General features: G+C 70.3%; 18 protein-coding genes. 15 read left to right on the top strand and 3 right to left on the bottom strand.

The features are described 5' to 3' along the window. Position 1 precedes the first annotated feature (1 nt). On the top strand, positions 2–1,111 hold the full coding sequence (locus JGU66_07250) for an alpha/beta hydrolase (protein MBJ6760555.1): 1,110 nt from the start codon (positions 2–4) through the stop codon (positions 1,109–1,111). A 55-nt stretch (positions 1,112–1,166) separates the two neighbouring features. On the opposite strand, the gene JGU66_07245 is transcribed toward JGU66_07250, so the two are convergent. Next, a complete protein-coding gene (locus JGU66_07245; GenBank protein ID MBJ6760554.1) occupies positions 1,167–2,183 on the bottom strand; it encodes a lipase in 1,017 nt (338 codons plus the stop codon). Positions 2,184–2,270: 87 nt separating this feature from the next. Between JGU66_07245 and JGU66_07240 the strand changes: the two genes are divergently transcribed. Beyond that, complete coding sequence (locus tag JGU66_07240) at positions 2,271–3,308, top strand: zinc-binding dehydrogenase (GenBank protein ID MBJ6760553.1); 1,038 nt, start codon at positions 2,271–2,273, stop codon at positions 3,306–3,308. Between the two features lie 69 nt (positions 3,309–3,377). Further along, positions 3,378–4,892 carry a long-chain fatty acid--CoA ligase gene (locus JGU66_07235; GenBank protein MBJ6760552.1) on the top strand — a complete coding sequence of 505 codons (1,515 nt, stop codon included), beginning with the start codon at positions 3,378–3,380 and terminating at the stop codon, positions 4,890–4,892. Between the two features lie 93 nt (positions 4,893–4,985). On the opposite strand, the gene JGU66_07230 is transcribed toward JGU66_07235, so the two are convergent. Next, on the bottom strand, positions 4,986–5,591 hold the full coding sequence (locus JGU66_07230; protein ID MBJ6760551.1) for a hypothetical protein: 606 nt from the start codon (positions 5,589–5,591) through the stop codon (positions 4,986–4,988). A gap of 323 nt (positions 5,592–5,914) precedes the next feature. Between JGU66_07230 and JGU66_07225 the strand changes: the two genes are divergently transcribed. The 10 genes from JGU66_07225 to JGU66_07180 all read left to right on the top strand — a co-directional run bounded on the left by JGU66_07225 (position 5,915) and on the right by JGU66_07180 (position 17,331). Next, positions 5,915–6,646: a response regulator transcription factor gene (locus JGU66_07225; GenBank protein ID MBJ6760550.1), complete on the top strand. Its 732-nt coding sequence runs from the start codon at positions 5,915–5,917 to the stop codon at positions 6,644–6,646. After that, positions 6,643–8,055 carry a HAMP domain-containing histidine kinase gene (locus JGU66_07220; GenBank protein ID MBJ6760549.1) on the top strand — a complete coding sequence of 471 codons (1,413 nt, stop codon included), beginning with the start codon at positions 6,643–6,645 and terminating at the stop codon, positions 8,053–8,055. Before JGU66_07225 ends, JGU66_07220 begins: the two co-directional genes overlap by 4 nt. Before the next feature lie 45 nt (positions 8,056–8,100). Further along, on the top strand, positions 8,101–9,444 hold the full coding sequence (locus JGU66_07215) for an efflux RND transporter periplasmic adaptor subunit (protein ID MBJ6760548.1): 1,344 nt from the start codon (positions 8,101–8,103) through the stop codon (positions 9,442–9,444). A 20-nt stretch (positions 9,445–9,464) separates the two neighbouring features. Beyond that, complete coding sequence (locus tag JGU66_07210; protein ID MBJ6760547.1) at positions 9,465–10,223, top strand: ABC transporter ATP-binding protein; 759 nt, start codon at positions 9,465–9,467, stop codon at positions 10,221–10,223. Beyond that, entirely contained in the window at positions 10,220–11,452 is a 1,233-nt protein-coding gene (locus JGU66_07205; GenBank protein ID MBJ6760546.1) for an ABC transporter permease, read from the top strand. The genes JGU66_07210 and JGU66_07205 overlap by 4 nt, the downstream gene beginning before the upstream one ends. Then, on the top strand, positions 11,452–12,777 hold the full coding sequence (locus tag JGU66_07200) for a TolC family protein (protein MBJ6760545.1): 1,326 nt from the start codon (positions 11,452–11,454) through the stop codon (positions 12,775–12,777). Before JGU66_07205 ends, JGU66_07200 begins: the two co-directional genes overlap by 1 nt. 406 nt (positions 12,778–13,183) lie before the next feature. Beyond that, positions 13,184–13,552, top strand: coding sequence for a helix-turn-helix transcriptional regulator (locus JGU66_07195; GenBank protein ID MBJ6760544.1), 369 nt, complete (start codon positions 13,184–13,186; stop codon positions 13,550–13,552). Positions 13,553–13,766: 214 nt separating this feature from the next. Then, the gene (locus JGU66_07190; GenBank protein ID MBJ6760543.1) at positions 13,767–14,252 is read left to right on the top strand and encodes a sigma-70 family RNA polymerase sigma factor; all 486 of its coding nucleotides are present in this window, start codon (positions 13,767–13,769) and stop codon (positions 14,250–14,252) included. Continuing rightward, positions 14,249–15,076 (top strand): ActD-like protein, encoded by an 828-nt coding sequence (locus JGU66_07185; GenBank protein ID MBJ6760542.1) that lies wholly within the window; start codon positions 14,249–14,251, stop codon positions 15,074–15,076. Before JGU66_07190 ends, JGU66_07185 begins: the two co-directional genes overlap by 4 nt. Further along, positions 15,073–17,331 carry a caspase family protein gene (locus JGU66_07180; GenBank protein MBJ6760541.1) on the top strand — a complete coding sequence of 753 codons (2,259 nt, stop codon included), beginning with the start codon at positions 15,073–15,075 and terminating at the stop codon, positions 17,329–17,331. The genes JGU66_07185 and JGU66_07180 overlap by 4 nt, the downstream gene beginning before the upstream one ends. 66 nt (positions 17,332–17,397) lie before the next feature. Here JGU66_07180 and JGU66_07175 read toward each other — a convergent pair whose 3' ends face one another. Then, a complete protein-coding gene (locus JGU66_07175; protein MBJ6760540.1) occupies positions 17,398–17,907 on the bottom strand; it encodes a hypothetical protein in 510 nt (169 codons plus the stop codon). Positions 17,908–18,319: 412 nt separating this feature from the next. On the opposite strand from JGU66_07175, the gene JGU66_07170 reads away from it, so the two are divergent. Further along, positions 18,320–19,426, top strand: a complete 1,107-nt coding sequence (locus tag JGU66_07170) for a DNA polymerase III subunit beta (GenBank protein MBJ6760539.1) — start codon at positions 18,320–18,322, stop codon at positions 19,424–19,426. A 115-nt stretch (positions 19,427–19,541) separates the two neighbouring features. After that, complete coding sequence (locus tag JGU66_07165) at positions 19,542–20,738, top strand: hypothetical protein (GenBank protein MBJ6760538.1); 1,197 nt, start codon at positions 19,542–19,544, stop codon at positions 20,736–20,738. Positions 20,739–20,945: the final 207 nt, after the last annotated feature.

Genomic DNA, 20,945 nt, shown 5'->3' with positions numbered 1-20,945 from the left:
CATGAGCACCTCCCGCGCCCTCAAGGCCCTGCTGCTCGCGGCGGGGCTCGCCTCTGCATCCGGCTGCGTCCGCTCCTATGCGAGCGCGCCCGCCTTGTCGTTCCAGGACCTGGACTACTCGTCGCCGGAGACGAAGACGCCCTGGCCCCTGAAGCGCGTGGCCCTGCCGAAGACGGCGGCCACGTATGGCCTGACCCGCGTGCCAGAGATGGCCTACGTGGAGATGCCCGCCGCGCCCGGCGCGCGCACCGTGGTGCTCGTCCACGGACTGGGCAGCTACCTGAAGTTCTGGCGCGCGCAGATCGACGTGCTGAGTCAGGCGGGCTACCGCGTCATCGCGGTGGACCTGCCGGGCTTCGGCAAGTCAGACAAGCCCGGCACGTTCCCGTACACCATGGAGGCCATGGCGGACGCGGTGCGCGAGCTGACCCTGGGACTGGGCATCGAGCACCCCATCCTGGTGGGCCACTCCATGGGCGGGCAGACGGTGCTGTCGTATGCCATTCGCTACCCGAGCGAGCCGGCGGCGGTGGTGCTGGTGTCGCCCGCGGGCTTCGAGAAGTTCACGCCGAAGGAGAAGGCGTGGTTCGCGCGCGTCATGAGCACGGAGTTCATCAAGAGCGCGCCGGAGTACGCCATCTGGGGCAGCGTGCGGCAGGCCAACTTCCAGCAGTGGCGTCCGGAGCTGGAGTGGCTCATCGAGGAGCGCGTGCGCCTCTCCAAGGCGCCCGAGTTCGACGCGTATGCCTATGCGAACGTCCGCTCGGTGTCGGGGCTCGCCCACGATGACTTCGTGCGCGACAACCTCCAGCACATCACCGCGCCCACGCTCATCCTCTTCGGTGAGAACGACCGGTTGATTCCCAACCCGTTCATGCACGGTGGCTTCTCGCGAGACATCTTCGAGTACGGCCACTCGCGCATCGCCGGCTCGAAGCTGGTGGGGTTCCCGGGGTGTGGGCACATCCTCCAACTCGACTGCCCGGGTCCCTTCAATGCCGCGCTGACGGCGTTCCTTCAGACGGTCCCTGCGCCGAGTGTTGGAGCGGTGGCGCCGGAGTCCGCGCCCACCGAGCCGGCTCGGCAGGGGACGCCCGAGAAGCAGGAGTAGGGTGAGCGGTGCATCCCGAGGCCGAGGCTTCGGGATGCACCCCAGCTCACTGCGACTACGGGATGGTGTGGTTCTTGACCATGCTCAACTGGACGCTCCCGGTGAGGTCCTTGCTGTTGAAGTGGCCATACGGATACGCGGTGTAGACCTTCTCACCGGTCTGCCCGGGGATGCGTGAGGTGTAGCTGCCGTAGACGATGCCGCCGTAGCCGATGATTTCATCGGCCGTGGAGTAGATGCTGTATCGGTACGTGCCCTCGTAGCCCGAGCTGGCGAGCAAGTCATTGAGGTACTCGGAGCGCCCGGTCACGAAGCCGAAGTAGAGGTAGCCCGGGTACAAGCCATTGGTGGAGCCGCACGTCGGAGTGCCGGGGCCCGTCTGGTAGCAGGACGTGAGCCCGAGGTTCGCGCCCGCGATGCCGACGAACGTATCCACCGAGGACGTGAGCGGCGCGCCCACGTAGTAATCGCCGCCGTCCGCCGCGTCATGCGCCCAGCCACCGAGGATGGCCTTGCGCGTCAGCGTCACGCCCATGGAGTGCGTGACGATGTCCACCTTGGCGGCGCCGGTGTATGCCTTCACCGCCTCGATGAACTTGCGGACCTTCATCACATTTGTCTTGGAATGGTATTGGTATGCGGACATGGCGGCGTTGGCCGGGCCCCAGGTCGTCGCATACAGCTCGCTCGTCTTGTAGCCATTGGCCAGGAAGTAATCGAGCGAGGCATTCCAGCCCGTCTGTCCTGCCGTGCCGGTGCCCACCGCCTTGTCCGAGTTGCCGTGAATGAAAATCACCGGCTGATTCACCACGGTATCGCTGGCGCTGGACTTGCCGCCGTAGCTGCCGCCCGAGAGGTCGTCTCGGATGAGGTTGTAGGTGGGCTCATAGCCATTGTCTGACAACCACTGGCGGAAGTGCGAGGTGAAGCCCGTGGTGGTGACCGCGGCCTGGGTCGCAATCACATCACCTGTCTCCTGAGAGGAGAGAGGGGCTTCCGTCTCCGTGCCGCAGCCCGTCAGAGGGCCGAGCAGCAGGGCGCCAGCGAGGGTGAGCGAGTGTCGCAATCGCATGGTGTTGCTCCTTGATGTGGTGGGGGAATCGCGCGCGGAACCCGTTGGAGTGTTCATCGAGCGCGTTGCGTAGTGTAGAGCGAGCCTATGCGCGCGCGAAAGGTCGTCATTCACAAAGCAGGCGGTCACGAGCGACTGTTGATTGAGTCCATGTCCGTGCCCGAACCGGGCCCGGGCGAGGTGGTCATCGCGACCGAGGCGGTGGGCGTGAACTACGCGGACTGTGTCGTCCGCATGGGTTTGTATTCCTCTGCCAAGGAATACGTGGGGTGGCCCATCACCCCAGGCTTCGAGGTGGCCGGGACGGTGGCGGCGGTGGGCCCGGATGTGACGGATGTGTCACCGGGCATGCGCGTGTTCGGCGTGACGCGCTTCGATGGCTATGCCACACACGTGCGCATCCCCAGACATCAGGTGTTCGCCTTGCCGGCGGGCTGGACGATGGCGCAGGCGGCGGGCTTCCCGGCGGTGTTCCTCACCGCGTACTACGCGCTGTGGGAGCTGGCGCATCCGAAGCCGGGCGCGAATGTGTTGGTGCACTCGGCGGCGGGCGGCGTGGGCGGCGCGCTGCTCCAGATTGGCCGCATCGCGGGATGCCGGATGGTCGGAGTGGTGGGTGGTCCGCACAAGGTGGCGGTCGCGCGCGAGCTGGGGGCGGAGGTCGTCATCGACAAGAGCCGCGAGGACTTGTGGGTGGTGGCCCAGCACGCCGCGCCGCGCGGATATGACGTGGTGCTGGACGCGAACGGCCCCACCACGCTGCGCGAGAGCTACCGGCACCTCGCGTCGCCGGGGAAGCTCATCATCTACGGCTTCCACTCGATGCTGCCGCGCCAGGGCGGGCGACCGAACTTCGCCAGGCTCGCTTGGGATTGGTTGCGCACGCCGCGGTTCAATCCGCTCACGCTGACGAACGACAACACGAGCGTGCTCGCCTTCAATCTCTCGTACCTGTTCGAGTCGCGAAGCATCCTCCAGGAGGCCATGACTCGCCTGCTCGGGTGGGTAGAGGCGGGGCGGCTGGTGGCGCCTCGGGTGACGACGTTCCCGTTCGACCAGGTGGCGGATGCGCACCGCGCGTTGGAGTCCGGCACCACGGTGGGCAAGCTCGTGTTGATACCGTGAGTTCACGCGGCGCGGGCCGCCGTGAAATGGCCATGTCGCGTCGGCGCGGTTCGCTCTAGCCTTGGGCTCATGCCCATCGTCCATGACTGGCTGGCCCGCCGAGCGTTGCTCGCGCCGGAGCGCACCGCGCTCATCGACGCGCTTCACGGTGGCCGTCGCATCTCATGGCGCGCGTGGGATGCCGCCGCGCATCGCACCGCGCTCCTGTTGCGACAGCTCGGCGTGGAGCGAGGCTCGCGCGTGGCGGTGCTCGCGCACAACTGCGTGGAGTTCCTGGACCTGCTCTTCGCCTGCGCGAAGCTGGGCGCCATCCTCCAGCCGCTCAACTGGCGCTTGAGCGCCGTGGAGCTGCGGGCGCTGCTCGCGGACGCGGAGCCGTGGGTGCTCGTGTTTGGTCCGGAGTTCCGCGCGCAGGTGGATGCCGTGAGGCCCGAGGCGCCCTGCGTGCGGCATTGGGTGTCATTGGGTGAGCCGGGCGCGGGAGAGCTTCCGTTCTCCAGTCGGGACGGCGTGTCGCAGGGCTTGCTGCCGGAGCTGTCGCTGGAGGCGGATGCGCCGTGGGTGCTCTGCTACACGGGCGGCAGCACCGGTCTGCCAAAGGCAGCCATCCTCACGCATGGCTCCATCACCGCCAACGCAGCCAACACCGTGGTGAGCTGGGGCCTCACGTCCGAGGACGTGGCGCTGCTCAACGCGCCGCTGTTCCACACCGGCGGGTTGAATGTCTTCACCACGCCGCTGGTGTACGCGGGGGGCGCGTCGCTCGTGTGTCGAGGCTTCGAGGTGGCGCAGGTGTTCGACGCCATCCAGGGCGGCGAGGTCAACCTCGTCTTCGGCGTGCCCACCATGTTCATCGAGATGCAGCGCCACGCGCGCTTCGACGCGGTGGACTTCTCCCGCGTGAAGTTGCTCATCAGCGGCGGCGCGCCGTGTCCCGCGCCGGTGTTCGAGCGCTTCTTCGCCCGAGGCGTGGCGTTCAAGACGGGCTATGGGCTCACGGAGGCGGGGCCCAACAACTTCTGGCTGCCGCCGGAGGATGCGCGCCGCAAGCCGGGCGCGGTGGGCGTGCCGCTCTTCCACGTCGAAGCGAAGGTCGACGGTGCGCTTCGTCCGGGCGACGTGGGCGAGCTGCTGCTGCGCGGACCCCACCTGTGCGCGGGGTACTGGCGGCGTCCCGAGGAGACCGCTCGCGCGTTCGTGGAGGGGTGGCTGCGCACGGGGGACCTGGCCACGCGCGATGAGGACGGCGCGTTCCGCATCGTGGGGCGGAGCAAGGACCTCATCATCTCCGGAGGCGAGAACATCTATCCCTCCGAGGTGGAGAGCGTGCTCGCCGGCCATCCGGACGTCGCCGAGGTGGCGGTCATCGGTGTGCCCGATGCGCGCTGGGGTGAGACGCCTCGCGCGCTCGTCGTGCCGCGCGTGGGCGCCTCGCTCTCATCCGAGGCGCTGCTGGGGTTCTGTGAGGGACGGCTGGCTCGCTACAAGACGCCGCGCTCGGTGCGCCTCCTCGAGGCGCTGCCGCGCACGTCCGCGGGCAAGGTGGATCGCCGCGCGCTCAGTGCGGCGCACGGCGAGGCTTGAGCCGCTTCTTGCTCGGACGCGGCGCGGGCTTCTTGCGCGGGCGTGGCGCGGGAGACGGCTTTGGCGGGAGCAGCCAGAAGCAGGCCCAGAGCATCAGCGATTCTCCCGCATCCGCTCCCGCATCTGGAGCAGGGCCTCGCGCTGCTGCGACACCAGCTCACGCGCCCGGGGCTGCTGCTGCGCGCTGAGCACCTTCTCCGCTTCCAGATAGGCCTGCGTGTCGTTGTCTTCCATCTGCTGCCAGAGGGCCTCGGCTTCCTTCATGCGCGACGGACGGTCGCCATCGGCGGAGCCGCCGCCGCGCGGGCCGCCCATGCCTCCCACGTGGCTGCCGCCCACATGTCCGCCGCCCATTCCTCCTCCCATGCCGCCGCCCATTCCTCTCCCGCCACCCGAAGGACTGAAGCCGCCGCCGTGTCGGCCCTCGGTGTCCGCGCGCTTCGGGCGCAGGTCGCGGAGCTTGTCGCGCAAGGGGCCGTTCTTCTCCTGAAGCGCTCGCTCCAGGTCCTGCAGGCGAGGGACCTGCTCCTCGCTCAGTTGAAGCTCGGCGCGGTGGTCCAGCAGCAGCGCGAGCGATGAGCGGAAGGCGGGGCTGCTCCACCGCTCGGCCTCGGGCGCGGGCTGCGCGGGGGGCGAGTGGGAACAAGCGAGCAGGGGCAGTGACAGCAAGAGCCAGGGCGGCAGCAGCGGGCGAGACATGCGGTTCCTCGTGACGCGAGCCATTCCCAGTCTGACGAGACCTTCCAGGGATGGCATCCAGGCACGCTGGCGAGCTGTCATGTCCTCGCCATGAACGGCCCGTTACGGAGGATGTCGGGTTGGCTGGCCGTAATATTTCGTCATGCGGCGGTAGCTTCTCGGACACATGCCAGTGCGACGTTGCATGGCGCGGCTCGGGGGCGGACATGCCAGTGCTGGTCTTCGGAGAGGAGATCGGACCCCCTCGACGTCTCCGGGCCGCAACTTGCCTTCAGCGCGGCTAACTTGCGGAGGACGGCCAGTACACGCGGGAGAGATGGTCCATGGAGACGACGACACGCCCCACCCCTTCCGACGAGGGCACTGTCCAGGTGCTGCTCGTGGAGGATGACGAGCGACTCGCCCGTCTCACCGCGCGCTACCTCCAGGAGCACGGCCTGGTCATCACCGTGGCGCACAACGGCTCGGACGCCCTCTTCGAGGCCACGCGCCACGCGTTCGACGTCATCCTCCTGGACCTGATGTTGCCGGGCCGAGACGGCCTGGAGGTATGTCGCGAGCTGCGCACGCGCACGGATGTGCCCATCATCATGCTCACCGCCCGAGGCGAGGAGGCGGACCGCGTGCTCGGGCTGGAGTCCGGCGCGGATGACTATCTGCCCAAGCCCTACTCGTCGCGCGAGCTGCTGGCTCGCATCCGCGCGCAGGTGCGGCGCGCGCGCGGCAAGGTGGGGCCCTCCAGTCAGCCGGTGCAGGTGGGACGTCTGGTATTGGACCCCCGCAGCCTCCGCGCCACGTTGGATGGAAAGGCGCTCGCGCTGACCACGTATGAGTTCAGCCTGCTGCGCGTGCTCGCCGAGCGCGCGGGCCGGGTGCTCAGCCGCGAGCAGCTCCTCGACCTGGTGAAGGGCAGCGCTGAGGAGGTGTTCGACCGCTCGGTGGACGTGCACATCTTCCGCCTGCGCCAGAAGCTGGAGGAGGACCCGCGCAACCCGCGCCTGCTGAAGACCGTGCGGGGCGCGGGCTACATGCTCGCGACAGGAGACGAGTCGTGAGCCTTCGTCGCTGGCTTCGACTCCCCACGGGCTTGCTGCCGCGCATCTACCTGGTGGGTGTGGCGCAGCTCGTGCTCGTCGCCGTCACGCTCGCGGTGGCGCGAGACTTCCTGCGCGACCAGCCGTGGAAGACGCGCCTCGTCGAGGAGGTCTCCTATCTCAGCGATGAGTGGGCCCGGCAGGCGGAGGACCCCGCCGCGCTCCAGGCCTCGCTGGAGCGGGCCCGTTCGCGCATGGGCGTGCAGGTGACGGTGCGCCGGGTGGATGGCCATCTGCTCGCCAACACCCGGCCCATCCCCGCGCCTCCCTTGCGAGGAGACGAGCTGGATTCCGTGGCGAGCCGGCCCGGGAGGGTCTCGGGCCCGCCGGGACCCTTCACCGCGCTGGGGCCCTGGCCGGGCTCCATGCAGGTGTACACGAGCGTGTCGTGGCCTCCGCCGCCTCCGCCGGATGGGCACGTGCCCTTCTTCGTGGGGCTGGTGCTGGTGTGCACGGCCATCACGTCCGTCCTCTTCGCGCGCACGTTGGCGGTGCCGCTGTTGAAGCTGGCGGCTGCGGCGCGCTCGTTCGGCGCGGGACGCTTGGATGTGCGCACGGGCCTGCGACGCCAGGACGAACTGGGTGAAGTGTCCGAGGCCTTCGACGAGATGGCCGGGCGCATCACCTTGCTTTTGCGTTCGCAGAAGGAGCTGCTCGCCAACGTGTCGCACGAGCTGCGCACGCCGCTGTCCCGCATCCGCGTGGCGTTGGACCTGGCCTCCGAGGGCGACGCGACCATGGCGCGCGAGTCGCTCGCGGACATCGCGGAGGACCTGTCCGACCTGGAGCGACTGGTGGACGACGTGCTGACGACGTCGCGGCTGGAGCTGGGCGCGGAAGGGTCCACGGGCGCCTCGCCGCCCCTGCGCGTGCAGCGGGTGGAGCCTCGGATGTTGGTGGACAAGGCCGCGCAGCGCTTCCGGAGTTCGTGGAGCCGTCATCACCTGGACGTGCGCGTGGAGGAGCCACTGCCGTCGTTGGTGGCGGACCCCGTGCTGCTGCGCCGGGTGCTCGACAACCTGCTCGACAACGCGGGCAAGTACTCCGAGCCGGGCACGCAGGTGCGGCTCCAGGCGAGGCCCGAGGGCGAAGGCCTGGTGGTGGAGGTGTCCGACGAGGGCATCGGCATCGAGTCGGAGGACCTGCCTCGCATTGGCACGCCGTTCTTCCGGACCGACCGCAGCCGCGCGCGCACCACGGGCGGCGTGGGGCTGGGGCTCACGTTGGTGCGGCGCATCGTGGATGCCCACGGGGGCACGCTCACGCTGGAGAGTCGGCCGGGGCAGGGCACGCTCGTGCGCGTCAGGCTCCCCGGGGTGGCGCAGGAGGCCGGGCAGGCAGCCAGCCCCGAGGCCCGTCATCTTTCGTAATACGGGCGAGATTCACCGTAATGCCCCAGGCCCTACACCCGTAGCATGAAGGTCGTGAACGAGATGCCAAGAGAAGTGGCGCAGCCGGTGCCGGCCTCCTTCGAGGAGGAGGGCCGCGCGCGGCGGATCTCCCGTTGGGTCTGGGTGACGGTGGGCGTGGTGGGGTTGGGCGTGGTGGGCTGGTGGCGCGTGCAAGCGTCCGCGAAGTCGGCGCTCCCGACCTACGAGACGGCGAAGGTGGAGCCGCGGCGGCTGGTGTCGAAGGTCACGGCCACCGGCACCTTGTCCGCGTTGGTGACGGTGCAGGTCGGCAGTCAGGTGTCCGGCCGCATCCAGGAAATCAACGTCGACTACAACTCGCCGGTGAAGAAGGGGCAGGTCATCGCCCGCATCGATCCGCAGCTCGTGCAGGCGGCGCTGGCTCGGGCGAAGGCGAACATGACGGCGGCGCGCGCCAACCTTCAAAAGGCGAAGGTGATGGCGGACGTGGCGCGCAAGCAGGCCGACCGCTCGCGCGCGCTGCGGGCCCAGCAGTTCATCTCGCAGTCGGAGTTGGACACGGCCGAGTCCAGCGCGGCGGGCGCGGCGGCCGAGGTGATGGCCTCCGAGGGCTCGCTGGCGCAGGCGCAGGCCGCGCTCAACGAGGCCGAGGTCAACGAGAAGTACACGACCATCGTCTCACCCACCGACGGCATCGTGATTTCGCGCAGCGTGGACGTGGGGCAGACGGTGGCCGCTTCGCTCCAGGCGCCCACGCTGTTCACCATCGCGGAGGACCTGCGCAAGATGCAGGTGGACACCAGCGTGGCCGAGTCCGACGTGGGCCGGCTGGAGCCGGGCATGAAGGCCACCTTCACGGTGGATGCCTATCCCGGTGAGCGCTTCAGCGGCATCATCCGGCAGATTCGCAACGCGGCGCAGACGGTGCAGAACGTCGTCACGTACGACGCCGTCATCGACGTGAGCAACCCGGACCTCAAGCTCAAGCCGGGCATGACGGCCAACGCCACCATCATCACCGGCGAGAAGCATGACGCGCTGTCCGTGCCCAACGCGGCGCTGCGCTTCCGGCCCCCGGTGCCCGTCACGGGCGCGCCGGGCCAGCCGCCGGCCGCGCCCATGTCTCCGGACCGTGCTCCGGATGGCACCCGGGCGCTGTACGTGCTGCGCGGCGAGGGCGAGCAGGCCCACCCCGAGCCCGTGCGCGTGCGCACCGGCATGACGGACGGCACGTACACGGAGCTTGTCGAGGGAGAGCTGAAGGCGGGCGACGCCATCATCACGGGCTCCACCACCCCCGGCGCCACGGCCTCGCCCACCAACACGGGAGCACCTCCGGGTGGACTCGGTGGCGGACGACCGCCGGGCATGCGTCGCGGACCGTTCTAGGCGAGGGGAAGGAGAGCCGGATGGACGCGGGCAAGGGACGGCCGCCCCCCGTCGTGCAGTTGCGGGGCGTGAGCAAGGTGTACCGCACGGGCGATGTCGAGGTCCGGGCGCTGCGCGGAGTGGACTTCACGGTGGAGCCGGGCGAGTTCGTCGCCATCATGGGCTCCAGCGGTTCGGGCAAGTCCACGCTGATGAACATCCTGGGCTGCTTGGATCGGCCCACCCAGGGCGAGTACCTGCTGGAAGGGCGGGACGTGGCGCGGCTGGACCGGGACGGGCTCGCGCGCGTGCGCAATCGCACGCTGGGCTTCGTGTTCCAGAGCTTCAACCTCTTGGCGCGCACCACCGCGCTGGAGAACGTGGAGCTGCCCATGCTCTACGCGGGTGTCCCGGGCAAGGAGCGCCGCGCTCGGGCGAAGGAAGCGCTGGAGCGCGTGGGGCTGGGGTCGCGGTTGGATCATCACCCGCGCCAGCTCTCCGGTGGACAGCAGCAGCGCGTGGCCATCGCTCGCGCGCTGGTGGGGCGCCCTCGCGTCATCCTGGCGGACGAGCCCACGGGCAACCTGGACTCGCGCACCAGCATCGAGGTGATGGCGTTGTTCCAGCAGCTCCAGAAGGAGGGGCTCACGCTCGTCCTGGTGACGCACGAGCCGGACGTGGCCTCGTTCACGCAGCGGGTGGTGGTGGTGAAGGACGGCCGCATCGTGTCCGACAAGCACCAGGCGCCGAGCCCCGCCGTCGTCCCCGCCGAGACCGCGGAAGAGGGGGTGGGGCCATGAACCTCCTGGAGACGCTGCACCTGGCGCTGCGGGCGCTCTTGCGCGCGAAGACGCGCTCGGTGCTCACCGCGTTGGGCATCATCATCGGCGTGGGCGCGGTCATCGCCATGGTTGCGATTGGGGACGGCGCGCGCGCGAGCGTGCAGAAGGTGTTCGACTCGATGGGCACCAACATGCTCATCGTCATGCCGGGCTCCTCCATGTCGGGCGGCGCGCGCGGCGGCTTCGGCAGCCAGCCCACCATCACCTGGGAGGATTTGGAGGCCATCCGCACGCAGCTGCCTTCCGTGCGCGGCGCCGCGCCGGAGCTGCGCTCCAACGTCCAGGTCTTCTCCGAGGACCAGAACTGGACCACGAGCGTGGTGGGCACCACGCCGGAGTTCTTCGACGTGCGCAACTGGCCCATGGCGATGGGCGCCCGCTTCAGCCAGTCCGACACGGACTCGGGCGCGAAGGTGGCCATCCTGGGGCAGACGGTGGTGGAGAAGCTCTACGGCAAGGGCGCGAACCCCGTGGGGCAGACGCTCCGCATCAAGAAGACGCCCTTCCTCGTGGTGGCGGTGGCCGGCGTGAAGGGCCAGTCGCCCGTGGGGCAGGACTTCGACAACACCATCTTCGTGCCCGCCAGCACGTACCGGCGGCAGGTGCAGGCGCAGAGCCTGGGCTCGTTCATCACCGGCATCATCTACGTGCAGGCGAACTCCGCGGACCAGACGGCGCGCGCGCAGCAGGACATCACGCAGCTGCTGCGCGAGCGGCACCGCTTGGGAGATGAGGCCGTCAACGACTTCGACATTCGCAACCTCGCGGAGATCGCCAGCGGGCAGCAGGAGAGCACCCAGACCATGAGCTTGCTGCTCGCGGCCATCGCCGCGGTGTCCCTGGTGGTGGGCGGCATCGGCATCATGAACATCATGCTGGTGAGCGTCACCGAGCGGACGCGTGAGATTGGCGTGCGCGTGGCGGTGGGCGCGCGGCCGCGAGACATCCTGGCGCAGTTCCTCATCGAGGCGCTGACGCTGGCGGTGCTGGGAGGTGTGATTGGCGCGGCGGTGGGCTTGGGTGTGGCCAGGCTCCTGGCGGCGCAGTTCGGTTGGCCCATGCTGGTGCGCCCGGATGTGGCGCTGGCGGCCATCGCGTTCAGTGGGTTGGTGGGCGTGGTCTTCGGGCTCTATCCCGCGCGCAAGGCCAGCCTCCTGGACCCCATCGATGCCCTGAGGTACGAGTGATGCGCGCGCTTCCGTTGATGCTGCTGCTGGCCCTTCCCGCCGGCGCCCAGGCTCCGGAGAGCCGGGTCCTGTCGCTCGAGGAGGCGGAGTCCTCGGCGCGCGAGCACCAGCCCCAGCTCCGCTCGGCCCAGGCGGGCACCGACGCGGCGCGGGCGCGGGTGGACCAGTCGCGCTCCAGCCTGCTGCCCCAGGTGAACGCCAACGCCAGCTACGAGGTGGGGACGAACAACCGCAACGTGGTGCAGACCCCGCCGGGCACGGGCTCCAACCCCACGGTGACCGGGACGTCGCGGCGCTTCAGCGCGGGCGTGACGGCCACCCAGCTCCTGTATGACTTTGGCCGCACCACCGGCCGCTACAACGCCTCCAAGCAGAGCGCGGAAGCCCAGACGCAGAACCAGGAGCAGGTGCTCCAGGACGTGCTGCTCGACGTGCGCTCGGCGTACTTCAACGTGCTCACGCAGAAGGCGCTGCTGGACGTGGCGCGCGAGACGCTCCAGAGCGAGGAGGCTCGGCTGCGGCAGGTGACCGCCGCGGTGCAGGTGGGCAGTCGGCCGGAGATTGACTTGCTCCAGCAGCGCACCGCGCGCGCCAACGCGCAGGTGGCGAACATCCGCGCGCAGAACGGCTACGCCACCGCCAAGGCCCAGCTCAATCAGGCCATGGGCGTGGAGACCGCCACGGACTACTCCGTCCAGGACGTGGCGGTGGTGCCGGTGGAGGGCGAGGACCAGCCGTTGGAGCCGCTGGTGACGCGCGCGCTGGCGGCCCGCTCGGACGTGGCCGCGAGGGACCGCCAGATTCAAGCGCAGGAGCTGACCGTGCGCGCGACGGGCGGTGGGTACTGGCCCAGCCTGAGCGCCACCGCCAACGTGGCGGACACGGGCGAGGACCCCGTGGTGGACAACCGCCTCAACGCGACGGGTGGCCTGTCGTTGAGCTGGCCGTTGTTCCAGGGCGGACTCACGCGCGCGCAGGTGAGCGAGCAGCGCGCCACGCTGCGGGACCTCCAGGCCCAGCGCGACCTCTTGCGGCAGCAGGTGCGGCTCCAGGTGGAGCAGGCCCGGCTCGCGGTGGTGGCCTCGCGCGAGGCGCTCTCCGCCGCGGAGGAGGCGCAGGTGAACGCACGCGAGCGGCTGCGGCTGGCGGAAGGCCGCTATCAGGCCGGCGTGGGCAACATCATCGAGCTGAGCGACGCGCAGGTGGCCTACACCAACGCCGCCGCGCAGCACGTCCAGGCCAACTACGACCTCGCCACGTCGCGCGCCACGCTGGCGCGTGCGCTGGGCTCGGAGTCGCTCAAGACGGCCGTGGCCGCGCGGTAGCCACGGCGCTTCGTTGCACTGGGGGCCGCCGCGCCGCAATGCATGGCGTGCGCGCTGCAAGTCCTCGCATGCGCGCACGTCATGGCTCGCCGCCAAGCCGAGCCAACCCTGAGGGGAGGCAGTGGCGGCAGGACTCCTCGGCACCGTAGGAAATGCGGGGTCCAACGTGACAGGTCGCCACGACTCCGCGGCGACCGCGTGTTTTCAGGAGCCCGTGATTGCGCTGTCTTCGAGGGAGTCTCGTCTCGGAACAGGGCCGGTGTCGGGCCCGCCCAGACTCCGAAAGTCTCCCTCGGGAACGGCAACCCCATGGGTGGATAACTGGAGGCTAACCCGGCAAGTTCTGTCTGTCTGCCTCCATACGTCCTATGCCGTCGGCCAAACGTTTCGGGTCGGCAAGCAAGGCATGGACAAGAAACTCGCAACCACCATCGGAGCGGCAGCGCGCGTCGCCCGGGCCCGCCTGGAGCTGACGCAGGCCGACGTGGCCGAGCGCATCGACGTCGCGACCGAAGTCTACGGTCGGCTGGAGCGCGGCGGCATGCTGCCGAGCGTGCAGACGCTGCTGAAGCTGTGTCACGAGCTGCAAGTCTCCGCGGACGAGCTGCTGGGGTTGGTGTCCCATGGCGCCAGCGCCCTGGCCCGTTCGAGTGAGCCGCCTCCGCACGCCCAGGAACGGCCCGAGGTGCGCCGACTGCTGCGCGGGGTGCGCCAGTTGGACCCGGCGCAGGTGAAGCTGTTGGGCCTGGTGGCCAACGCGCTGATGCGGCGCTGAGCGCCCCGCTGGGCGGTCCTGGACCGGGCCCCTCCATGTGTGCCTCCCCCCTGTTCCCGGTGGGATGGCCCGGGGGTCGGGGCGGCGAGCGGTCGGGCGTGGGGTTGGAATGGTCCGGCGCCCGAAAAACGGATAGGCACGCGGCCTCGACCGAGGGCGGGTGACAGTTTTTCTGGGCACCGGTGTTTTCCTCGCCGAACAGGAGGCGTGCCCGGTGTCACTCGATGTGGAGGCCTACTACCGCCGCTATGGCCCCCAGGTGCTCCGGCGCTGCCGTTTCCTCCTGCGGGACGAGGAGAAGGCCGTGGATGCGATGCACGACGTCTTCGTGCAGCTCTTGCGGTACCAGTCGGCGCTGAAGGACACCGCGCCGTCGAGCCTGCTGCACCAGATTGCCACCCGGGTGTGCCTCAACCGCCTGCGCGGCGCCAAGCGCAGGCCCGAGGACCGTGAGGATGAGCTGGTGCTGAGGATCGCCTCGGCCGAGGACACCGAGGCCCGGACCGCCGCGAAGGGCCTGCTCGACCGGCTCTTTGGTCGGGTCCCCGCGTCCAGTCGGGACATCGCCGTGCTCCACCTGGTGGATGGCATGACGTTGGAGGAAACGGCGCGCGAGGTGGGCTTGTCCGTCTCGGGCGTGCGCAAGCGGCTGCGGGCGCTGTCCGCCGTGTTGCAGGAGCTGGAGCTGGAGGCTGCATGACGTCCCCCCAACGCACCCCGGATTGGCTGCTGGAGCGAATCGCGCTGGGCGACCTGCCCCCCGCCGAGCTGGCCGCCGCGAAGGACCGCCTGGCCCGTGAGCCGGACGGCGCCGCGCGACTGGCGGCCCTGGAGGCCGACAACCGCGCCACCCTGGAGAAGTTGCCCGCCGAGGCCGTGGCCCGCGAGGTGATGGCCCGGGCCGAGCGCAATGCCCGCGTGGAGGCCGCGCGGCGGGACACCTCCCGCCCTTTGCTCCGCTTCGGGCCGGTCCTCGGGCTGGTGCCCGTGCTGGCCGCCATGGCCCTGTTCGTCCTCGTGCGGCCGGGTGCCCTGCCGGACGGCGCCGGAGCGGGCCGCGGGATGTCGGGGGATGTGCCCGAGTCCACCCGCATCAAGGGCCTGACGCCGCAGCTCGTCGTGCACCGGCAGGGCGCCGGCGCCCCCGAGCGCCTGGATACCGGGGCCCACGCCGTCGCCGGTGATGTGGTGCAGCTCGCCTACGTGGCGGCGGGCCGCGGACATGGGCTCATCGTGTCGGTGGATGGGCGCGGCGCCGTCACCCGGCACCTGCCCGAGAGCGGCGAGACGTCCGCGGTGCTGGAGCCCTCCGCGCGCCACTCGCTGTCGGGCGCCTATGAGTTGGATGACGCGCCGGGCTTCGAGCGCTTCTTCCTCATCACCTCCGCGGAGCCGTTCGAGCTGGAGCCAGTGTTGGCCGCGGCACGCGCGCTGGTCGCGTCTCCAGAGGCGCGGACGGGGGCGCTCGCGCTGCCCGAGGGCCTGGAGCAGACTTCCTTCCTCTTGGAGAAGCCCACGCAATGAGGGGACTCGCCCTGCTGGTGGCGTTGTGGTCAGCAACGGCGGCCGCCGAGGCGGAGCCGGTGCGCCGGCTCGCGCTGTTGGTCGGGGTGAACGACGGAGGTCCGGGCCGCACGCGGTTGCAGTACGCGGCCACGGACGCGCGCGCCTTCGCGCAGGTGTTGGGCGAGCTGGGCGGCGTGGCGGCCTCGGACCGGGTGCTGCTCCTGGATGTGGATCGCCAGGGGCTGCTGGCGGGCTTTGACCGCGTGCGGCGGCTGGCCGAGGGCGCGCGGGACTCCGGGGCGCTGCGCGTGGAGGTGTTGCTGTACTACTCCGGCCACTCGGACGAAGAGGGCCTGCTGCTGCAGGGCCAGCGCGTGGACTACGGCGAGCTGCGCCGCGCGTTGGACGCGTTGCCGGCGGACGTGCGCATCGCGGTGCTGGACTCGTGCGCGTCAGGCGCGTTCGCGCGGCGCAAGGGCGGCGTGGCGCGGCCGGCGTTCCTGGTGGACGTGGGCAACCAGGTGAAGGGCCACGCCATCCTCACGTCCTCCAGCGAGAGCGAGGCGTCGCAGGAGTCGGATCGCCTGGGCGGCTCGTACTTCACGCACAACCTGGTGTCTGGCCTGCGAGGCGCGGCGGACGCCACGCACGACGGCCGCGTGACGCTGACGGAGGCGTACCAGTTCGCCTTCCACGAGACGCTGGCGCGCACCGAGCGCACGCAGGGCGGCGCGCAGCATCCGGCGTATGACATCGAGCTGGCGGGCACAGGCGACCTGGTGATGACGGACCTGCGGGCCACGTCCGCGGGGCTGGTGCTCACCGAGCCGCTGGAGGGCCGGCTGTACGTGCGCGACGCGGCGGGCACGCTGGTGGTCGAGGTGCAGAAGACGCCCGGTCGCCTCACCGAGCTGGGGCTCGCGCCCGGGCGCTACACGGCGCGGCGGGAGCTGTCAGGCACGGTGGCCGAGGCGGCCTTCGTGTTGCGCGACAACGCGCGCACGCCGCTGGCGCCCGCGGACTTCGTGAGCGTGCCGGGCGAGCTGACCGCGCTGCGCGGTGGGCCCGCCCCCGCGGGAGAGCTGGCGAGCGCGGGGCTTCGCGTGCGCCTGCCCGTCAACCTGAGCCTGGTGCCCTCGGTGAGCACCAACGCGGTGGCCGTGGGCAGCGCGCCCGTGGAGAACCGGCTGGCGCTGGGGGTGGTGAATGGCGGCGCGTCGCTCGGTGGCGGGCTGGCGATCGGCCTGGTGAGCAACTGGTACGACGCGGAGTCCAAGGGCGTGATGCTGGCCGGGGCCGTCAATGTGGCGAGTGGCGAGATGGCCGGCGCGCAGCTCTCCCTGTTCACCAACGTGGCGGGTGCGCGGCTGCGAGGCTTCCAGGGCACGTTCGGCGTGAACTACGCGGGCGATGACGTCGGCGTCGTGGGGCAGCTCGCGGGTGGCGTCAACGTGGCGCGCCGGGACTTCGAGGGCTTCCAGGGTGCCTCGGTCCTCAACTACGTGGGCGGGGACGCGTGGGGCTTCCAGGCCGCCTTGGGCTTCAACCACGTGAAGGGCTCGATGCAGGGCTTCCAAGGGGCCCTCGGCATCAACTCGACGAAGGCCGACCTGACGGGCGTGCAGGCCGCGATGGGGCTCAACCGCGCGGAGCACGTCACGGGCGGGCAGGTCGCGATGCTCAACGTGGCCAGCGAGGTGACGGGCATCCAGCTCGGGTTGATCAACGTGGCCGCGCACGTGACGGGTACGCAGGTGGGCCTCATCAACCTCTCCGACCGGATGACGGGCGTGCCGCTCGGACTGCTGAGCATCGAGCGCGAGGGCCAGTTCCACGTGGAGGTGTGGTCCAGCGACATCCAGCTCACCAACCTGGGGCTGAAGTTCGGCGGGCGCTACCTCTACACGACGCTCATCGCGGGCATGGGGCCGGATGATCGACTCGACCGCTTCAGCCTGGGCATTGGGTTGGGCGGCCACATCCCCGTGAGCGAGCGCTTCTGGGTGGACGTGGACGTGGCGGCCCACGCGGTCACACCCATGCGCAAGCCCTTCGAGGACAGCGTCCCTCTGCTGGGCCAGGTCCGGGCGATGGTGGGCTTCCAGGTGCTGCCACGGCTGGCGGTGTTCGCGGGGCCGACCTACAACGTGTTCGCCACCTGGGATGAGACGCCGGACTTCCAGTCCATCACCACGATGCGCGTGCACACCCAGTGGGACCTGAGCACCCGGCTGCAGAACTGGCCCGGGTTCCAGGTGGGCCTGCGGCTGTGAGCCGGACGCGGGAGCGGTGCTTCGCTCCCGCGCCTTCGCTGCACACCGCCGCGGCGCGAGGCGGAATCAGCCGCCGACGAGCTTGCTGGCGCGCAGCACCGTCGCGGTGCCGGCGGGGCCCGCGTGCTCGCGCTTGTCCAGCGTGGCCTCCACGCGCAGGCCGTCCTTCGCGGTCGTCTGGTTCACGAGCGAGTCCTGGCGCTCCTGCTGCCCGCCCGTCACCGCGGTCAGGTCCAGCTCGTGCACGGGGATGGGGTCCGCGTTCGGATCATCCGCCCGGAAGGCGTTGTAGTAGGGGCACGGCGTGGTGATGCACCGCACGCCGCTGTTCTTGATGATGTAGACCACGGGCTCACCCTTCTTCATCTCGGGACCTCCTGCGCTGGGCGCCGTGCCCGGCTCGTTGGGCGCCGGCGCGGTGTCGGGTTGCTTCGTGTCGGGCTGCTTCGCCTCGGTGGGGACGGCCTCTGCGCCCGGCTCGCTCGAGGGGTGAGCGGAAGGCGAGGGCGGCTTGCTGCACCCGGCGGCGAGGCCGAGCGCGAGGACGGCGGAGAGCAGCATCGTGCGGACGGTCATGGCAACTCCGGTGGAAAGAGTGCGGCAGTCTCACCTGCCCCCGCCTCGGGGGCCAGTCCCCCGTGGAGTGGCCGAGCCCTCCTTCGGGAAACCACGAGGGGAACCCACGAGGCGCCTGGACCCCTGATGCATGGACACACCGTTCGCCGGGGGACTTCCCGCGCCCGCCGCTGGAGGTCCGCGCGCGGCGGCCTTGGCTGCCCTCCGTGGGTCGGCTCGCCCTGGAACCCCCTGTATTTCCTGGGTGTGTGGGCTGAACGTCCAGTCAGTGTGGCGGGGCGGGGGAGGGGGGCGTCGCGAGCGTGGGACGAGGGGCGAAGGGCATGCGCCGTTGATTGACGCCCCCCCTCGTGCGGGCTACATCCGGCGTCGCCTCGCGACCCCGTGGGCCGCGACCCGTTAAGGACCCCCGATGGAATTCCGCATCGCCGCCGACGAGCTGAAGAAGGCCCTCTATCGCGCCCAGGGAATCGTGGAGCGCAAGACGACGATGCCCATCCTCGCCAACGTGCTCGTCACGGCGAACAAGGGGGGCGTCACCGTCACGGCGTTCGACCTGGACATCGGTGTCGTCTCCGAGCACCCCGCCGAGGTCACCAAGCCCGGCGCCGTCACGCTGAGCGCCAAGTACGTCTTCGACATCGTCCAGAACCTGCCGGATGCGCAGGTGACGCTGAAGAAGCTGGCGAACAACTACGTGGACATCAGCTCCGGCTCGGCCCACTTCAAGATTGTCGGCATGGCGGCGGAGGAGTACCCGAAGCTCCCCAAGGAGGAGAGCGCTCCGCTGGTGCAGATCTCCGGGAACATCCTCCTGGAGATGATCAAGAAGACGCAGTTCGCCATCTCCAGCGACGAGACGCGCTACATCCTCAACGGCGTCTTCTTCGAGCCGCAGACCAACGGCAAGGTCCGCATGGTGTCCACGGACGGCCACCGCCTGTCGCTCATCGAGCGCGAGCTGCCCGGCGACTTCAAGCTGAAGAGTGGCGTCATCATCCCGCGCAAGGGCTTGATGGAGCTCAAGCGCCTGCTGGACGAGGCGCCCGACGCCGAGTGTCACCTGGGCTTCGCGGAGAACTCGGCGCTGTTCAAGAAGCCGGGCCTCACCATGGTGATGCGGCTCATCGACGGCCAGTTCCCCGAGTACCAGCGCGTCATCCCCAAGGAGGGCGAGAAGGTCGTCCTCGTGCCGAAGACGCGCCTGCTGGAGAGCCTCAAGCGCATCGCGCTGTTGTCCGCGGACAAGAGCAACGCCGTGCGCATCGGGCTGGCGCAGAACAAGCTCATCATCACCGCCAGCAACCCGGACCTGGGCGAGGCCAAGGACGAGCTGGAGCTGGCGTACCGGGGTTCGGACATCACGGTGGGCTTCAACGCGCGCTACCTGATGGACGTGCTGGGCGTCACGGACACGGACGAGGTCAGCTTCGAGCTGGGTGACGAGCACAGCCCGGGCGTGCTCCACGGCCCCGGCGACCGCAGCTTCACCGCGGTGGTCATGCCCATGCGGGTGTGAGCCGACGGACGTCACCGTCCCCTGCGGTTCAGCTTCCGGGCGCGCTCCGTTCACTCGACGGAGGCGCCCGGTGTCGTTTGGGGCGAGCCTTGGCGCGCTTCTCTATGATGCGCCCGTGGCCACCCATCCCGAGGACCTGCGGGCGCGGCTGGAGGACCGAGCGGACCTCCTGGAGGCCACGCGCCTGCGCTACCGCGCGCTGAAGGGCTTGCTGGAGGCCTTCTTCTGGAAGGACCGGCTGCGCGCGGACGTGGAGCTGTTGCGCGAGGTGGCCACGGCGCAGCCCGAGGTCGATGCCGCGCTCGTGGCCCTCCAGCGCCGCGCCGCCGCGGAAGGTTGGCCGCGCGGCTCCTCGCCCGTGAAGTTGATGGAAGAGGTGGAGCGGCTGCGCGAGGCCGTGCGCAAGGCGGTGCTGAAGCGCCTGCCGGACGTGGCGCCCGCGGATGCGCTGGGGAGCGCGCTGCTGCGATTGGAGACGGTGGTGCTGGACGCGGGCCCGCTCCTGGGTCGGCGCGAGTGGGCGCGGGCCGTGGAGCTGTTGCCACGCAACCTGCCGGAGCTGCGCGCGGCCTGCGCCGCGGGTGAGGTGTTCGAGCGCGTCTTCAAGCGGCCCGTCGCCGAGGGCGCGCTGCCCTTCACCTCGGCCGAGGCCGACGAGCTGGCCCGCGCGCTGCCCTTGGCGAACGCCGCGCTGACCGCGCTGTGGGAGCGACTGGCGCGCTTCGATGTGAGCGGTCGGGTGAAGGACTTTCTCTTGAAGCGGGCACGGCGCGCGCCGCAGCGGGTGGCCCGCAGCGGTCCGGAGCTGCTGCTGCACGCGGCCTTCTGGTGCGATGTGGCGCGCGCGCGGGTGCAGGCCGTGTTGGAGGCGTGGCTCTCGCCCGTGGTGCCGCGCGAGTTCGAGGTGCCCGCGTTGCTGTCCTGGCTGGCCGCGCGCGAGTCCTCCTCCGAAGCGCGCCTGCCCTCCGGTGAGGACTTCACGGAAGGAAGGGCGGGCCTCTACGAAGTCGCCGCGGCGCTCGCGTCCCTGTCTCGGGCGCGGCCCGTGGGTGTGTGGAACGAAGAAGCAGCGTGGGCTCGGCTGGACGCGGCGGCGCGGCGCGCGCGGGACGAACAGGGTCCCGAGGTGGAGGAGCTGCGCGAGCAGCTGCGCCTGTTCATCCGGCTGCGAGGTCAGTCGCGGACACCCGCGCGCCTGTTCTCGCCGGAGCGCGCGCGAGTGCCGGTCTCCTCCGAGGCCGAATCCTCCGAGCGAGATGACCTGCCCGCGCTGGCGAGGGCCGCGAGGCAAGCGGCCCTGCGCCCGGGCTGAGCGTCACATCCAACGCATCGCCGCTCGTGTCTGAGCCATGAGACACGTGGCCCTGCGCGTGCTCGTGACATGGCGCGCCTCGCCGCGTGACTGGCAGCGCTGCTCGATGGCGCGGGACGCATGGCGACGCGGGGGACGTGGACCGTAAGCAGTCGACTCGCGCGGGTCGGGGGCGCTCCGCTACATTGTCGTCGCGTCACACCGTGT

Source organism: Myxococcaceae bacterium JPH2, from assembly GCA_016458225.1.
GTDB lineage: Bacteria > Myxococcota > Myxococcia > Myxococcales > Myxococcaceae > Citreicoccus.
This window is presented reverse-complemented; position numbering and strand designations above follow the sequence as displayed.

Coding starts and splice junctions, on each gene's coding strand:
- JGU66_07250 (MBJ6760555.1), top strand. CDS start 2: ATGAGCACCTCCCGCGCCCTCAAGGCCCTGCTGCTCGCGGCGGGGCTC.
- JGU66_07245 (MBJ6760554.1), bottom strand. CDS start 2,183: ATGCGATTGCGACACTCGCTCACCCTCGCTGGCGCCCTGCTGCTCGGC.
- JGU66_07240 (MBJ6760553.1), top strand. CDS start 2,271: ATGCGCGCGCGAAAGGTCGTCATTCACAAAGCAGGCGGTCACGAGCGA.
- JGU66_07235 (MBJ6760552.1), top strand. CDS start 3,378: ATGCCCATCGTCCATGACTGGCTGGCCCGCCGAGCGTTGCTCGCGCCG.
- JGU66_07230 (MBJ6760551.1), bottom strand. CDS start 5,591: ATGTCTCGCCCGCTGCTGCCGCCCTGGCTCTTGCTGTCACTGCCCCTG.
- JGU66_07225 (MBJ6760550.1), top strand. CDS start 5,915: ATGGAGACGACGACACGCCCCACCCCTTCCGACGAGGGCACTGTCCAG.
- JGU66_07215 (MBJ6760548.1), top strand. CDS start 8,101: ATGAAGGTCGTGAACGAGATGCCAAGAGAAGTGGCGCAGCCGGTGCCG.
- JGU66_07210 (MBJ6760547.1), top strand. CDS start 9,465: ATGGACGCGGGCAAGGGACGGCCGCCCCCCGTCGTGCAGTTGCGGGGC.
- JGU66_07205 (MBJ6760546.1), top strand. CDS start 10,220: ATGAACCTCCTGGAGACGCTGCACCTGGCGCTGCGGGCGCTCTTGCGC.
- JGU66_07200 (MBJ6760545.1), top strand. CDS start 11,452: ATGCGCGCGCTTCCGTTGATGCTGCTGCTGGCCCTTCCCGCCGGCGCC.
- JGU66_07195 (MBJ6760544.1), top strand. CDS start 13,184: ATGGACAAGAAACTCGCAACCACCATCGGAGCGGCAGCGCGCGTCGCC.
- JGU66_07185 (MBJ6760542.1), top strand. CDS start 14,249: ATGACGTCCCCCCAACGCACCCCGGATTGGCTGCTGGAGCGAATCGCG.
- JGU66_07180 (MBJ6760541.1), top strand. CDS start 15,073: ATGAGGGGACTCGCCCTGCTGGTGGCGTTGTGGTCAGCAACGGCGGCC.
- JGU66_07175 (MBJ6760540.1), bottom strand. CDS start 17,907: ATGACCGTCCGCACGATGCTGCTCTCCGCCGTCCTCGCGCTCGGCCTC.
- JGU66_07170 (MBJ6760539.1), top strand. CDS start 18,320: ATGGAATTCCGCATCGCCGCCGACGAGCTGAAGAAGGCCCTCTATCGC.